The sequence below is a fragment of the Rothia sp. HMSC068F09 genome (assembly GCF_001812775.1).
Lineage (GTDB): Bacteria > Actinomycetota > Actinomycetes > Actinomycetales > Micrococcaceae > Rothia > Rothia mucilaginosa_A.
In genome coordinates this window covers 243127-257349 of record NZ_KV810430.1, presented here as the reverse complement: position 1 = coordinate 257349, position 14223 = coordinate 243127, and the positions used below count along the sequence as shown (strand labels likewise).

12 protein-coding genes and 3 tRNA genes are annotated in these 14223 nt (G+C 63.8%); 7 read left to right on the top strand and 8 right to left on the bottom strand.

All coding sequences use genetic code 11. From position 1 onward, the window contains the following. Positions 1-322: 322 nt before the first annotated feature. The 3 genes from HMPREF2874_RS07925 to HMPREF2874_RS07915 all read left to right on the top strand — a co-directional run bounded on the left by HMPREF2874_RS07925 (position 323) and on the right by HMPREF2874_RS07915 (position 575). Positions 323-394, top strand: a tRNA-Thr gene (locus tag HMPREF2874_RS07925). A 34-nt stretch (positions 395-428) separates the two neighbouring features. Beyond that, a tRNA-Met gene (locus HMPREF2874_RS07920) sits at positions 429-502 on the top strand. A 1-nt stretch (position 503) separates the two neighbouring features. Then, positions 504-575: transfer RNA gene (locus HMPREF2874_RS07915), tRNA-Thr, on the top strand. A 181-nt stretch (positions 576-756) separates the two neighbouring features. On the opposite strand, the gene HMPREF2874_RS07910 is transcribed toward HMPREF2874_RS07915, so the two are convergent. After that, positions 757-1758, bottom strand: a complete 1002-nt coding sequence (locus HMPREF2874_RS07910; RefSeq protein WP_070649891.1) for an LLM class flavin-dependent oxidoreductase — start codon at positions 1756-1758, stop codon at positions 757-759. A 193-nt stretch (positions 1759-1951) separates the two neighbouring features. Here HMPREF2874_RS07910 and HMPREF2874_RS07905 point away from each other — a divergent pair, with 193 nt between their 5' ends. The 3 genes from HMPREF2874_RS07905 to HMPREF2874_RS07895 all read left to right on the top strand — a co-directional run bounded on the left by HMPREF2874_RS07905 (position 1952) and on the right by HMPREF2874_RS07895 (position 4188). Then, on the top strand, positions 1952-2404 hold the full coding sequence (locus HMPREF2874_RS07905; protein WP_070649890.1) for a MaoC family dehydratase N-terminal domain-containing protein: 453 nt from the start codon (positions 1952-1954) through the stop codon (positions 2402-2404). Continuing rightward, entirely contained in the window at positions 2404-2865 is a 462-nt protein-coding gene (locus HMPREF2874_RS07900) for a MaoC family dehydratase (protein ID WP_070649889.1), read from the top strand. The genes HMPREF2874_RS07905 and HMPREF2874_RS07900 overlap by 1 nt, the downstream gene beginning before the upstream one ends. Before the next feature lie 216 nt (positions 2866-3081). Further along, positions 3082-4188, top strand: a complete 1107-nt coding sequence (locus tag HMPREF2874_RS07895) for a UDP-N-acetylmuramate dehydrogenase (RefSeq protein ID WP_049347637.1) — start codon at positions 3082-3084, stop codon at positions 4186-4188. Between the two features lie 143 nt (positions 4189-4331). Here the strand turns inward: HMPREF2874_RS07895 and HMPREF2874_RS07890 are convergent, their stop codons facing one another. Both HMPREF2874_RS07890 and HMPREF2874_RS07885 read right to left on the bottom strand, forming a co-directional pair. Continuing rightward, entirely contained in the window at positions 4332-5336 is a 1005-nt protein-coding gene (locus HMPREF2874_RS07890; RefSeq protein WP_070649888.1) for a histidine kinase, read from the bottom strand. A gap of 117 nt (positions 5337-5453) precedes the next feature. Beyond that, positions 5454-6857 carry an MFS transporter gene (locus tag HMPREF2874_RS07885; protein ID WP_049331809.1) on the bottom strand — a complete coding sequence of 468 codons (1404 nt, stop codon included), beginning with the start codon at positions 6855-6857 and terminating at the stop codon, positions 5454-5456. A gap of 212 nt (positions 6858-7069) precedes the next feature. Between HMPREF2874_RS07885 and HMPREF2874_RS07880 the strand changes: the two genes are divergently transcribed. Continuing rightward, on the top strand, positions 7070-7447 hold the full coding sequence (locus HMPREF2874_RS07880; protein WP_049331811.1) for a TIGR02611 family protein: 378 nt from the start codon (positions 7070-7072) through the stop codon (positions 7445-7447). A gap of 114 nt (positions 7448-7561) precedes the next feature. Here HMPREF2874_RS07880 and asd read toward each other — a convergent pair whose 3' ends face one another. The 5 genes from asd to HMPREF2874_RS07855 form a co-directional block, all read right to left on the bottom strand. After that, positions 7562-8701 carry an aspartate-semialdehyde dehydrogenase gene (gene asd / locus HMPREF2874_RS07875; RefSeq protein WP_049343277.1) on the bottom strand — a complete coding sequence of 380 codons (1140 nt, stop codon included), beginning with the start codon at positions 8699-8701 and terminating at the stop codon, positions 7562-7564. 213 nt (positions 8702-8914) lie between these two features. After that, positions 8915-9580: a dihydrofolate reductase gene (locus tag HMPREF2874_RS07870; protein WP_049347642.1), complete on the bottom strand. Its 666-nt coding sequence runs from the start codon at positions 9578-9580 to the stop codon at positions 8915-8917. Between the two features lie 24 nt (positions 9581-9604). Beyond that, a complete protein-coding gene (locus HMPREF2874_RS07865; RefSeq protein ID WP_049347644.1) occupies positions 9605-10489 on the bottom strand; it encodes a thymidylate synthase in 885 nt (294 codons plus the stop codon). Between the two features lie 135 nt (positions 10490-10624). After that, the gene (locus tag HMPREF2874_RS07860) at positions 10625-11635 is read right to left on the bottom strand and encodes an NUDIX hydrolase (protein WP_049331818.1); all 1011 of its coding nucleotides are present in this window, start codon (positions 11633-11635) and stop codon (positions 10625-10627) included. Positions 11636-11891: 256 nt separating this feature from the next. Further along, positions 11892-14162, bottom strand: a complete 2271-nt coding sequence (locus HMPREF2874_RS07855) for an RNA degradosome polyphosphate kinase (protein ID WP_083309870.1) — start codon at positions 14160-14162, stop codon at positions 11892-11894. Between the last annotated feature and the right edge of the window lie 61 nt (positions 14163-14223).

The following is a 14223-nucleotide window of genomic DNA, read 5'->3' as shown; positions in this document are numbered from 1 at the left end:
TAATAACCGTCGTGACGATAACCGTCGCGACGGCTACCGCGGCGGTCGCGGCAAGCGCTACTAAGCGGGCGTTGTATCCCGGAAGCCGTATCCCGCGCCGCGTGACCGGAGCGTCGCGTAGCGCGGGGAGGGCTCAAAGCGTCCAGGCCGGTGGGGGACGAATTATCCGTTTCTCCGCCGGCCTTTTGTTTGTCTCGCGCGTCCGATTGCGGCGGCATGGCGGGGAGCATGGAGGAGTGGATTCCCGAGGGTAAAATTGTGGTGTATGCCATACTATTCGCGCTTGCGGGTGCCCCTAAAGCCATGTATAGTTTTACCTGTTGCCCCGATAGCTCAGTGGTAGAGCGCCATCTTGGTAAGATGGAGGTCCCGGGATCGATTCCCGGTCGGGGCTCTGTCATTAGCCCGTTATGCGGCGTTAATGATGTGGCGGTGTAGCTCAGCTGGTTAGAGCGCACGACTCATAATCGTGAGGTCGACGGATCGAGCCCGTCCACCGCTACGCCCCGATAGCTCAGTGGTAGAGCGCCATCTTGGTAAGATGGAGGTCCCGGGATCGATTCCCGGTCGGGGCTCAGATAAGCCTGTCTCTTCGGAGGCAGGCTTTTTTGTTTGCCAATTTTCTCTGCCTATTTTCTTTGCCTGAAGCCTGGTCTGCAGGTGCTCAATAGGTACTCAGCGCACGGCTCGATACCGGGCATAGCGAAGCCCCCGAGAAAAACTCGGGGGCTTCATCTTTATGCTCTGATCAAAGCGTTAGGAGGCGCGGCGCACCACCGGCAGCTGGGACAGCAGCTCGTAGGAGCGCAGGCGGTCCTCATGCTCCCATGCCTCGGTCATGACGATGAGCTCATCAGCGCCCGTGCGCGCCACCAGGTCCTCAATGCGAGCCTGCGCGGTGGCGGGGGAGCCTACGATTGCTTCGGCGGTCATGCGGTCGATGTGCATCTTCTCCGCGTCGGTCCAGACGGCGTCCATATCTTCCACGGGAGGTGCGAAAGACAGATTGCCGCGCACCACGCCCAGGAAGTGCTGCTGCTGGCTCGTGTACAGGTAGCGTGCCCGCTCATCGGTATCGGCGAGCATTGCGGTGGCGCCCACCATGACGTAGGGCTGCTCCAGGTGCTCCGAGGGCTTGAAGTTTGCGCGGTAGGTGTCTACCGCCTCCTGCAGCATTGCGGGCGCAAAATGCGAAGCGAACGCGTAGGGCAGACCCAGCTGTGCGGCAAGCTGCGCACCGAACAGGGAAGAACCCAGAATGTACAGGGGCACCTTCGAGCCCTGGCCGGGGATGGCGTGCACGCGGTGCATGGGGGAGGGTTCACCCAGGAAGCGCTGTAGCTGCTGCACCTCGGCGGGGAAGCTCATGGCGGCAGAATCGTCGCGGCGCAGAGCGGCGGCGGTCATCGGGTCGGTGCCGGGTGCACGGCCCACACCCAGGTCAATGCGGCCGGGGTGGAATGCGTTGAGGGTACCGAACTGCTCCGCCACCACGTAGGGTGCGTGGTTGGGGAGCATAATGCCGCCCGAACCCACGCGAATACGTTCGGTTGCGGCGGCAATCTCCGCCATGACCACGACGGTCGCCGAGGACAGCAGGGAGCCGGCATTGTGGTGCTCGGCGACCCAGAAGCGCTCGTAACCGTAGGACTCAGCCGCGCGGGCGGCATCGATGGTGTTGAGCATGGTCTGGTGCTGGCTCTGGTCGGGGCGGTGCGGCATCAGGTCAAGCACCGAAATTTTTACGTTGGAAGACACAATTTTTCCTTCTTGATTGATTGCGGGTACTCGCCCAGCCTACGCCTGCTTGGGCTGGATGGGTAGGGGCCTTCGCTAGCAGGTAAAAATGCGACGAAATACTGCACGCCTGCATGCCGGTTACCTGCACAGCGGTCTGTCCACTCTGCGCGTTCGAGCTGAACACTGTGCACAAGAACGGTAGACTGAAATCATGAGCATTAACCCTGAGATTGTGGGCAGGGTCTACCCGTCCGAGAACACCTACGTTGTCGGTCGCGAAAAGATCCGCGAATTTGCCCGAGCAGTTCACGCCAAGCACCCCTTCCACTACGATGTCGAGTCCGCCCGCGCGGCAGGGTACGCGGACGTCATCGCCCCGCCGACCTTCGCCATTATCCTGGCGCAGGCAGCCGACGCGGCACTCATCAACGACGAGTCCGCGGGCATCGACTTCTCGCGCGTCGTGCACGCCGACCAGCGCTTCACCCATCACCGCCCCATCGTGGCCGGTGACGAGCTGCGCACCGAGGTTCACGTGGACTCCGTGCGCGTTATGGGTGCCGGCGCAATGCTGACCACCCGCGAAGAAATCGTTGACGCCCAGGGCGAGCCGGTCACCACCTGCATTTCTTCCCTGCTGGTTCGTGCCGAGGAGGAAAACTAATGGTGCGTTTTGAAGATCTTGAAAAGGGCCAGGACATCGGTTTGCGTACCGTGGAGCTTTCCCGCGCTTCGCTGGTGCGTTACGCTGGCGCATCCGGTGACTTCAACCCGATTCACTGGAACGAGCGTTTTGCTCAGTCGGTGGGTCTGTCCGGCGTGATTGCTCACGGCATGCTGACCATGGGTACCGCCGTGCAGCTCGTGAGCGACTGGGTGGGCGACCCCGGCGCGATTGTGGACTACCAGACTCGATTCACCAAGCCCGTTCCCGTGGCGGATGCACCCGGCGGCGAAAACCCCGACACCCCCACGAACGCCCTGACTATCAGCGGTAAGGTGGGCGCCCTGAATGAGGAGGAGCGCACCGCCCGCATCGACCTGACCGTCACCGCGCGTGACGAGGAAGGCAAGGAGCAGAAGGTTCTGATGAAGAGCCAGGCTGTGGTTCGTCTTTCGGCATAGTCCCTCGGCACAGAGTTTCTGTGCTCGCAGATAGCTGCGTGAAGGCCCCGATGCCGCCCATGCGGTGGTGCCGGGGCTTTCGCGCGCTTACCGGCGGGGTAGTTGCGTTTTCTGAGAAAGGTGCGGCGGAAAATGAAGGCAAAATCACCATAAGGTTTCAGTGACTTTAACGCGTGGCGGGTGTTGACCTCCCGCAACGCCCGCTATTCTTAACCTATGACTGAAAAGCTGTTGAGCGAATTGACCACCGCCCAGGTAGGCGGCCCCGCCAAAACCTACGTCCGTGCCACCTCCGAAGCAGAAATTATCGAAGCAGTCTCCGCTGCAGACGCCGCAGGCGAACCCGTCCTCATCGTGGGCGGCGGCTCCAACCTGCTGGTTTCCGACGAAGGCTTCAACGGAACCGTCGTGCACATCGCCTCCGAAGGCGTAGAGGTTCTGCCCATCCCCGCCTGCGGCGGCGCCAACGTGCGCGTGCAGGCTGGCACCATCTGGGACGACTTCGTGAAGCTCAGCATCGAGAACGAATGGGTCGGCCCCGCCGCCCTCTCCGGCATCCCCGGCACCGTGGGTGCAACCCCCGTGCAGAACGTGGGAGCCTACGGCGTGGAGGTGGGTGAGTTCATCGCCTCCGTACGCACCTGGGACCGCGAAAAGAACACTCGGAAGACCTTCGCAAGCGCAGACCTGCGCTTCGGCTACCGCGACTCGGTGCTCAAGCGCGCAACCGTCAACGGCTCGCCCCGCTACGTGGTGCTGACCGTCGATTTCCAGTTCACCCTGGGTAGCCTCTCCTCCCCGATTAAGTACTCCGAGCTGGCTAAGAGCCTGGGCGTGGAGCCCGGTCAACGCGCCGACTCCGCGCTGGTACGCCAGAAGGTTCTGGAACTGCGCGGCTCCAAGGGCATGGTGCTCAACCCCGAGGACCGCGACACCTTCTCGACCGGTTCGTTCTTCACCAACCCGATTGTGCCCCGCTCGACCCTGGAGTCCCTGCCCGAGGGCGCCCCGAACTTCCCGGTCATTACCAAGGTGAACCCCTTCGGCCCCGGCACCGAGGATCCGGACCGCGTGAAGCTCTCTGCGGCCTGGCTGATTCAGCACGCCGGTTTCGACAAGGGCTTCGGTCTGGAGGGTGAGTCCCGCGAGATTGCCCACGGCCGCGCAAGCCTGTCGACCAAGCACACCCTGGCCATTACGAACCGCGGTGGCGCCTCCGCCGAGGACATCTTCGCGATTGCTCGCGCCGTGCGTGACGGCGTGCGCGAGCGCTTTGGCGTAACCCTCGTACCCGAGCCCGTCGTGGTCAACGGCGAAATCTAGACGCCATTGTAGTGACGATGCCCCGGTTCCGTTTCGTGTGAAGCGGAACCGGGGCATCGTGCGTTTATGGGGCGGCAGTCATTCCACCCGGAGCCTGCCTGACCGGAAGCAACCGTGCCGGAAGTGACCGTGCCGGATGCGACCTAACGGGGATCGGCCGAGGGAGATTCGCCGGGGGCCGGTAGGGTCTGGCTGCGCGGAGGGGCCTCGCGGCCGGTAGCTGCGGGAGCCTCGGGCAGATGCCGCACGAGTGCCTGTACAGCAAAGGGGACCCGTTCGCGGGGGCAGGGGACGTGGAAAATCGGCTTGTGCCTCACGGGGCGGTAGGGGAAGTATTCGGCGTCCTCGCGGGTGGACCAGACGATATTGCCGAACTCGTTCGGCACGGGCGAGAGCACGTTGGCGTAGTAGGCTTGGGCCTCGCCGCCCGCGGATTCATCCTGCTCAATGATGAGCGCGCGCACCATGCCCGCGGAAACCTCTCGGCCCGCCTCTGCCTCATCCGGGCGTTCGGAGGGATTCAGATGTACAGCCCGCAGCCTGTCCCCGAGCTCGTCCACGCGGGCCTCGCCGGGGGCCAGAACAGAGGCCTGTGCCGCGAGAGATACGCAGAGGCCTTCACAGAGTGCACGAATCAGCGCCATGCGGGCCGGGTAGATGTCGGTGATATCCCAGCCGAGCAGGGGCGGGGCGGAAGAGACCGCGGGGGAAGAATCCCCTTCCTGGCGTAGATTCTCCTTGCCCCGGTTCTCATCGCGCCGGGGCGTTCCGGGCGCATCCAGCGGAAGGTAGCCGCGGGCTATCAACCCGCGCTCCACCGCGCGACCGTCGCGCTGCTCCCAGAAGCTACGCGAGGACACGCTGAAAAGGAGCTGCGCATCGCGCACCTGCACGGTGAGCACGAAGTCCTGCGGGTAGGAGTTCTTGTACCGGGGCCTCAACGCAATCGGCTTATCGGCGGGTCCGAAGTTCTCGGGCCAGTCCAGGTAGTAGCTCATGGAAGCCCCGTCGCTACGATGCACCGTGAACTCGCCGGGGAGCAGCTGGGCCTCGGGCGTTCCCGCGCGGCGGGCGGTGGCGTAGCGCTCGCTCACGGGCCAGGGCGTGAACTCTGTCCGGTAGGCGGTGGGTACAAAAGAATCAAGCATTGCGGTGACCCCTCAAAGACGTATTCTAGGTCTTCAACCATTATGGCCCACAAGAACGCCGTGCCCTCCCCAAAAGCTGCGGGAGGGCACGGCGTGCGGGTTTACAGCGAATCGCGGTTAGAGCGACTGGCCGCGACGTTCAGGCAGGAAGAACACCGTGGTTGCGGCGGTCAGGAAGGCCAGAGCGAAGAGCGTGAACAGCAATGGGGTTCCGCCGAAGGCCACGAGCGGGGGCACGATGAGCGGTGCCGCAATCGAGGCCAGGCGTCCAATACCGGCCGCAGCACCGGTGCCGGTGCCGCGCAGGTGAGTCGGGAAGATTTCCGGGCTCAGGGCGTAGAGCGCACCCCAGGCACCCAGGTTGAAGAAGGAGAGCAGGCAACCCGCGATGATGATGAACACGTCGGAGTGTGCCAGGCCGTATCCCGCCGCGGCCAGCGCGGATCCAATCAGGAAGGCGGCCAGGGTGGCGCGGCGGCCCCACTTCTCGATGAGGTAGGCGGCCACGGCGTAACCGGGCAGCTGCGCGAGGGTCATGATGAGTGTGAACGCGAAGGACTTGACCAGGCTGAAGCCCTGAGCGCTCAGCAACGCCGGAATCCAGATGAAGGCGCCGTAGTAGGAGAGGTTAATGCAGAACCAGATGATGCACAGGGCGATGGTCTTGCGGCGCTGACCCGCGGCCCAAATCGAGTGGACCTTGGCGGATTCGGCGTTGTCGGTGCTCTCCTCGGTGCCGTGGACGGCGGTCTCTTCGGCCTTCTGCGCCTTGGGGAAGAGAGCGGGGGAGGCTTCGAAGCGTTCGACGACGCGGCGGGCGTCATCGTGCTTGCCGACGGACTCCAGGAAGCGCACGGACTCGGGAGTGCCCATGCGGACCACCAGCGAGTAGATGGCGGGAATCAGGCCGATGGCCAGGGCCCAGCGCCAGCCGTTGGCCTGGGGAACGACAAAGGTGCCGATGACGGCGGCCAGAATCCAGCCGACGGCCCAGAATGCTTCAAGAGCGACCACGACGCGACCGCGGATGGAACGGGGCGAGAACTCGGAGATGAGCGTGGAGGCCACGGGCAGCTCGGCGCCCAGGCCCAGGCCGACCAGGAAGCGGAAGACCAGCAGCAATCCCAGCGAGGTGGATAGCGCGGAGGCGCCGGTCGCCAGGCCGTAGATTAGCAGGGTGAGGGAGAAGATGTAGCGGCGGCCGAGCTTATCGGCGAGCAGACCGCCGAAGGTTGCGCCGAGCGCCATGCCGGCGAAACCGATGGAACCGAGCCAGGAAGCCTCGGTGGGGCTGAGGTGCCATTCCTTGAGGAGCGCGGCCATGACGAAGGAGATAAGGCCGACGTCCATGGCGTCGAGCGCCCAGCCGAGGCCCGAGATGCCCAGGAGCTTGCCGTGGGCGCGGGTGAAGGGGAGGTTTTCGAGGCGCTCGTTGAGAGTGGGTGCGGCGTTGCGTTCCGTGGCGGGCGCAGCGGCGTTGGTGCTGGATGAGTCCGTTGAGACGGGACGGGAGGAGGACACGGTGGTGGGTCGCTTCCTTAGTGTTTAGGCGTAATGCCGGTGAATTGTTTCCCTTACAGTGTATAAAGGTATTTTCGACTTGAACACTATAGAAACAAAAAAACGTGAAGATGACAAAAAATCTCATAGATTAAGAAATCCTTCACAGCCCCCGCCCAGCAGCAGATGATATTCTCTAACCAGCCCGCCGCTCGGCGAAACTCGCCGCCCGTTTGGAAGGACCACCCCTGAAAACCATCGAAGACGAAGTCAAGGAAAGCGAAACCAGCCGCTTTCACCGCTGGCTCGAAGCCCGCAAGGAGCGTATGAACGCGCATCCGGTCCTGCGGCACCTCTACAAGCCCCTCGTGATCGGTGTGGGTGCCTTCTGCTTCATCGCCGGGCTCATCATGCTCGTCACCCCCGGCCCCGGCTGGCTCTTCATCTTCATCGGCCTGGGCATCTGGGGCACCGAATTTACCTGGGCCCGCCGCGCCAACCGATTCATGAAGCACGTGGTGCTCACCGCCTGGTATCGCTACCGCGCCTGGAGCCAGCAGCGTAAGGAACGCAAAGCCGCACGCAAGGCGGCCCGAGCTCAGCAACGCTAGAGCCCGTCTCACGCCTGCATCCCACCCGCCGGCGCTATTGACAGAGCAAAAGCCCTCACCTTCATCCGTCGGGGATGGAAAGCGAGGGCTTTCGTATGTTCTAGTCAGCGAGCTTTAGAGCTTGCCCACGGCAATCTGCAGCATGCGGCGAATCGGCTCGGCTGCACCCCACAGCAGCTGGTCACCCACGGTGAACGCGCTAATGTACTCGGGGCCCATGGCCAGCTTGCGCACGCGGCCAACCGGAATCTCCAGGGAGCCGGAGGCGGCCACGGGGGTCAGCTGCTCCATCGAGGCCTCGCGCTCGTTCGGCACGAAGCGAACCCAGGGGTTATCCTCGGCGATGATACGCTCGATTTCCTCCAGCGGCAGGTCCTTCTTGAGCTTGATGGTCAACGCCTGAGAGTGCGAGCGCATCGCGGCGATACGGACGCACAGGCCGTCCATGGTGACCTTATCGTCGGCGGAACGGCCCAGAATCTTGTTGGTTTCGACCTCAGCCTTCCACTCCTCACGGGACTGGCCGTTACCCAGATCCGAATCAATCCAGGGAATCAGGGAGCCGGAGAGCGGCACACCGAACTGGGTGGAATCCAGCTCACCGGAACGCTGCTTGGCCAGAACCTTGCGGTCAATGTCCAGAATTGCGGATGCGGGGTCGTCCAGCTCGGCGGCCACCTCATTGCCCAGGTCGCGGAACTGTGCGAGCACCTCGCGCATGTGGCGGGCGCCGCCGCCGGAAGCGGCCTGGTAGGTCATGGAGGTTGCCCACTCGACCAGATCGTTCTTGAAGAGGCCGCCCAGGCCCATCAGCAGGCAGGAGACGGTGCAGTTACCGCCGATGTAGTCCTTCACGCCGGAGGCCAGGCCGCGGTCGATGACGTCGCGGTTGATGGGGTCCAGCACGATGATGGAGTCATCGTTCATGCGCAGGGTGGAAGCGGCGTCAATCCACAGGCCGTCCCAGCCAGCTGCACGCAGCTTCGGGTGCACAGCCTCGGTGTAGCCACCGCCCTGAGCGGTCACAATAATCGAGTGCTTACGCAGCTCGTCAATGTCGTATGCGTCCTTCAGCTCGGACGGCTCAATTACGCCGTCGAAGGTGGGCGCCGCGCCACCAACATTAGAGGTGGTGAAGAAGACGGGGGTAATGCCCTCGAAATCGCCTTCCTCAACCATGCGCTTCATGAGGACGGAGCCCACCATGCCGCGCCAGCCAACAAAACCTACAGAGTCACCGGGATTAAAGTTCATGGTTCCCAGTGTACTCTCAGGCTGGCGGGTGCGGACTAACACCGTACAAAAAATCTGATATTCGGAACGGGATATTCTGCGGAGGCGCTGGTCTCGGTACCGGTTATGCACCGCGGAGGCGTTAAAAGCACTCAAGCCCGCGGCGCTCCGGGTGGAGTAGCCGCAGGCTTGAAATGCATGTCTATATCGGCGAGTGAACGAGGGAAGCTTGAGCTAGATACGTTCGAGGCGCTGGAACGAGAAGTACATGGGGTTCTTCGTGCCCGACTCATCGAGCAGGTAGCCCTTCTCGCTCTTCTCCCAGGCGCTCTCGGAGACCGTCCGCCAGCACCCGTTCGGGGAGATACACGCACAGTTACCCTGAGAATCTGCAAGCTGCAGCTCGGGCGCTCGCGTATCGCCGGTAATCTCGTTGCCCTCCTGGCAGTAGAAGAGGGTCCGTTCCACCGTCTTCACCCGACCGAAAGCGGGCAGGTTGGTGCGGGAGAGCGCCTCCGCGTACACGGAGCCGCCGCCAAGAATCCAGGCGTCGACTGCGGGGGTATCCGCGGTAACGGTATCCGCGGGGGTATCCTCAACCGGCGCGCCCACGGCGTCACGAGCCGCGTACAGCGCCGCATCCAGCGAAGGAACCCACAGGGCGCCATCACGCTCTTGCGCCTCGGCCACAGAACGGCTAATCACAATATTCGTACGGCCCGGCAGAGGGCGAAAACGCGGCGGGAAGGACTCCCACGTGCGGCGCCCCATGATGACCGGAGCCCCCAGGGTGACCGCCTTGAAGTGCGCCAGGTCCTCCGGGGCGCGCCAGGGCATATCCCCGTCACGACCAATGATGCCGGCATCGGTTTGAGCCCAAATAGCACCCAGACGATACATCATGCCTCCTAGAACTACCTACAGTTAGACCGCAATCGGTGCGGCAATACCCGGGTGGTGCTTGTAGTCCACCAGCTCAAAGTCTTCGTACTCGTAATCGAAAATAGAAGGTTTCTTGGTTTTAATAACGAGCTTCGGGTACGGGTAGGGCTCGCGCGGCGGGTAGGGGTTGCCCTCCGGGTCGGTGCCGTAGCCCAGCTGCTTCTTCACCTGCTCCAGGTGGTTCGAGTAGATGTGGCAGTCACCGCCGGTCCACACGAACTCGCCCGGAACCATGCCCACCTCCTGCGCAATCAGGTAGGTCAGCAGGGCGTAGGAGGCGATGTTAAAGGGCACGCCCAGGAACATGTCCGCGCTACGCTGGTACAGCTGGCAGGAGAGCTCCTTCACGCCGTCCGGGCGCTCGTGCACGTAGAACTGGAAGAGCGCGTGACAGGGCGGAAGCGCCATGTTGTCCACCTCGACCGGGTTCCACGCCGAAACGATGTGGCGGCGCGAGGCGGGGTTGTTCTTGAGCGAGTCGATGACCTTGGCAATCTGATCGATCGTGCCTCCGTCGGGGGTCGGCCAGGAACGCCACTGCACGCCGTACACCGGACCCAAGTCACCGTTCTCGTCGGCCCATTCATCCCAAATGGTCACGCCGCGCTCCTGCAACCAGCGGACGTTCGAGGAACCGCGCAGGAACCACAGCAGCTCAATAGCAACCGACTTAAAGTGCACGCGCTTGGTGGTAATCAGGGGGAAGGAATCCCGCAGGTCGAAGCGCATCTGGCGGCCAAACACGCCGAAGGTGCCGGTGCCGGTGCGGTCGGAACGCTGAGCGTCGGCGGCGATGGCGTCCTTGTTTTCCTCGAGGATGTCGCGCAGAAGATCTTCGTACGGGGTGGGGATGGGTGCGTCGCTCATGATGAACCTTCGTGGTAGTCCGTGCGGGATGGCCGGGCGCGGTTCGTGCCGGGCCGTTTATCCATTGTAGAAGCGCGCGAACGCGCCGAGGAGTAAGAATCGGCGCGTTCGCGGTCAGAAGTTAAAAGCGGAGGGCTAGTCCAGGGCCGGGCGTACCCGCTCCACCGAAACGATGCGCGGGTTCTCGCCCTCGGTCACCTGCAGCACCAGGGCGTCGCCGGGCTCCAGGTAGGGGTCGGCGGCCGGCAGGATATCGGCGGGCGATCCCTCCCACAGGTGCTCCCCCAGAACCTCCATGACGATGGGTAGCACGGGGCGGTGCGTGCACAGCAGCGAGGGGGCGTCCTTCTCGAAGAGGGAGGCCACGGTACGGGTCGTGCGCGCCGGGTGACGCTGAGCGCCGGCTTCCGAGAGGGACTTCTTCTCCTTGACCGCCACGCCGTGCTCTACGGAGTAGGGGGTCACCGTCTGCAGGCAGCGTAGCCACGGCGAGGAGAGGATTCGGTTGGGCGCCCAGGCGGCGTACAGGCCGCTGGAGGCGAGGGCCTGGCGCTTACCGGTGCCGGCCAGCGGACGGTCATCCTCGGCGGCGGCCCAGTGCGAACGCGGCTTGGCCTTCGCGTGGCGGGCAATGATGACGGGGCGGGTGCGCAGCGCATCCGCCTCGCGCAGAGCCTCGAGGGAATCCAGCGGTCCCAGGTCATCACGGTTGGTCAGCAGGGCGCGGGCCACCTCGGGGGTCACCCAGCGAAGCTCGTCCACTTCACCCTCATCGGCCAGGGCGCGAGCGCCCTCGGGGAGCTGAGCGGACCAATAGAAGACATCCTTGGGGCGGCCGCCCACGGGGTAGGAGGTGACAGCCAACGGCACGCCCAGGGTCACCTGCAGGCCCACTTCCTCACGAATCTCGCGAATCGCGGTTTCTGCGAGGGACTCGCCCGGGTCCTGCTTGCCCTTGGGCCAGGACCAGTCGTCATAGTTGGGTCGGTGAATGATGAGCACCTCGAAGACATCGTCGCGCACGCGCCAAATCAGCGCGCCGGCAGCAACGATTTCTGCGGTGTTGGCGGGGGAACGGTCGACGCTGTTCACCGCGTCGAAGCGTCGGGCCGAGTAGTAGATGGAGGAGGAATCCTGCGGGGCCATGTCTCTCTAGTCCTTGGTGGTTGGGTCTGCACGGCGCGGTGAAAGCGCCGGGTTCCGCGTCTTATTGTACGGGAGAAAAACCACAACCTGTCACCTTGACGTAACCTTCTGTTCACCTTTGCGTCCGGGGTTGCATCCGGGTTATGTCTGGGTGGGCGTGCGGGAACAAGCAAACCGACGCAGGATAGCGAAGGAGCCCCGCTCCCCACCGTACGGGGTGGGAAGCGGGGCTCCTTGTGGAAGGGACGATACCGGCCTAGACCTTGTCCACGTTCTTACGCGAGCGTGAACGCAGGTAGTAGGACTGCACATCCTGCAGGGGCTTGCCCTCGCTATCGGTGTTGTGACGGGTCCAGGTGCCGTCCGCGGCCAGGTGCCAGGTGCGCGAGGAATCACTCATGTAGGTGGTGAACATATCGAGCAGGTACTTGATGTGGCGCGGATCCTTGATCTGTACGAGCGCCTCGATGCGGCGGTCCAGGTTGCGGTGCATCATGTCGGCCGAGCCGATGTACACGACCGAATCGCCCGCATTCTCGAAGGCGAACACGCGCGAGTGCTCCAGGAAGCGGCCCAGAACCGAGCGCACACGAATGTTTTCGCTCAGACCGGGAACGCCGGGGCGCAGGGCGCAGATACCGCGTACGACCACATCCACCGGCACGCCCGCCTGGGAAGCGCGGTAGAGCGAGTCGATGACGGCTTCGTCCACCATCGAGTTGCACTTGATCTGAATCTTGGCCGGCTTACCCGCCTGGTGGTTCTCAATCTCGCGGTCGATGCGCTCAATCAGGCCGCTACGCAGGGAGCGGGGTGCAACCAGCAGCGACTTGTAGCTGGTCTTCGGGGCGTAGCCGGAGAGCTGGTTGAACAGGCGCGAGACGTCCTCGCAAATCTGCTCGTCGCAGGTGATGATGCCCAGGTCCTCGTAGAAACGGGCCGTGGAGGGGTGGTAGTTACCGGTGCCGATGTGGGCGTAACGACGCAGGTGGTTGCCCTCGCGGCGCACCACCAGGGAGAGCTTGCAGTGCGTCTTCAGGCCCACGATGCCGTACACCACGTGCACGCCGGCGCGTTCGAGCTTGCGAGCCCACGAGATGTTGGCCTCCTCGTCGAAGCGGGCCTTAATCTCGACCAGCGCCACGACCTGTTTGCCGGCCTCGGCGGCCTCAATCAGGGCGTCCACGATGGGGGAATCGCCGCTGGTGCGGTACAGGGTCTGCTTGATGGCCTGCACGCGCGGGTCGGCGGCGGCCTGAGCCAGGAAAGCCTGCACACTGGTGGCGAAGGAATCGTAGGGGTGGTGCAGCAGCACGTCGTGGTCGCGGGCTGCGGCGAAGACATCCGCTTCCTTGGCGGTCTCGGCAGCGTTGAGCCAGCGGGAGGTGTGCGCAATGTGCTTGGGGTAGTGCAGCGCCGGACGGTTGGCGCGCACGATGGCACTCAGGCCACGCAAATCCAGCGGGGCCGGCAGGCGGTACACCTCGGACTCGTCGATGTTCAGTTCAGAAATCAGCAGGTCGAGGATGGTGGGGTTAATAGTATCCTCAACCTCCAGACGCACCGGCGGGCCGAAGCGGCGGCGCAGAAGCTCCTTCTCCAGGGCCTTCAGCAGGTTCTCGGCGTCGTCCTCTTCCACCTCGAGATCCTCGTTACGGGTCACGCGGAAGACGTGGTGCTCCACAACCTCCATGCCGGGGAAGAGCGTGTCGAGATGCTCCGCGATGATGTCCTCAAGCGGAATGTAGCGGCTCTCGCGGCCGGCGGTGTTGGCGGCGCGGGCACCGTCCACGGAGACCATACGGTCCAGCTGATCGGGTACCTTGACGCGGGCGAAAAGCTCCTTGCCGGTCTGCGGGTTGCGCACCAGCACGGCAAGGTTGAGCGAAAGACCCGAGATGTAGGGGAAGGGGTGAGCCGGGTCCACGGCCAGCGGGGTCAGAATCGGGAAGATGTCGCGCATGAAATCCTGGCGCAGGCGTACCTTGGCGTCGGTGTCCAAATCCTCCCAGCTCACGATGCGGATGTTCTGCTCCTCCAGGGCGGGCAGCACCTGCTCGTGGAATACCTTGGCGTGGCGCTCCTGCAGCTTGTGGGCGTGCTCGGCGATCTCCTCCATCTGCTCCTCGGGGCTCAGACCGGCGGCGGAGGGCACGGCCAGCCCGGTGGCGATGCGGCGCTTCAGGCCGGCCACGCGCACCATGAAGAACTCGTCGAGGTTGGAGGCGACGATGGACAGGAAGTTCAGGCGCTCCAGCAGGTACAGGTCCGGATCCTCCGCCAGCTCCAGCACGCGGGTGTTGAAGTCGAGCCAGCTGCTCTCGCGGTCGAAGAAACGCTCGGGGCCGAACTCTTCCTCCAGGCTGAAGTAGGATCGCTTCTCGCCCTTCTCGATGCGGTCGCCGCGGGAGTCCGCGCGCTCGATCTTGGAGATGTCGTTGCCGATGTGGATAACGCCGGTCATGGGCGCCGGCTCGGTGGGCTTGGGTTTGGGTGCCTTATTCAGACCGTTAGGGGCGGGTACCATACTGTACTTCCTTTCCTGTGTAGTGGTTAGCTAAATCGGTGGGCGCACCCGCGGCGGCGCG

Coding starts and splice junctions, on each gene's coding strand:
- HMPREF2874_RS07865 (WP_049347644.1), bottom strand. CDS start 10,489: ATGAGCGACGCACCCATCCCCACCCCGTACGAAGATCTTCTGCGCGAC.
- HMPREF2874_RS07900 (WP_070649889.1), top strand. CDS start 2,404: ATGGTGCGTTTTGAAGATCTTGAAAAGGGCCAGGACATCGGTTTGCGT.
- HMPREF2874_RS07860 (WP_049331818.1), bottom strand. CDS start 11,635: ATGGCCCCGCAGGATTCCTCCTCCATCTACTACTCGGCCCGACGCTTC.
- HMPREF2874_RS07905 (WP_070649890.1), top strand. CDS start 1,952: ATGAGCATTAACCCTGAGATTGTGGGCAGGGTCTACCCGTCCGAGAAC.
- asd (WP_049343277.1), bottom strand. CDS start 8,701: ATGAACTTTAATCCCGGTGACTCTGTAGGTTTTGTTGGCTGGCGCGGC.
- HMPREF2874_RS07855 (WP_083309870.1), bottom strand. CDS start 14,162: ATGGTACCCGCCCCTAACGGTCTGAATAAGGCACCCAAACCCAAGCCC.
- HMPREF2874_RS07870 (WP_049347642.1), bottom strand. CDS start 9,580: ATGTATCGTCTGGGTGCTATTTGGGCTCAAACCGATGCCGGCATCATT.
- HMPREF2874_RS07895 (WP_049347637.1), top strand. CDS start 3,082: ATGACTGAAAAGCTGTTGAGCGAATTGACCACCGCCCAGGTAGGCGGC.
- HMPREF2874_RS07890 (WP_070649888.1), bottom strand. CDS start 5,336: ATGCTTGATTCTTTTGTACCCACCGCCTACCGGACAGAGTTCACGCCC.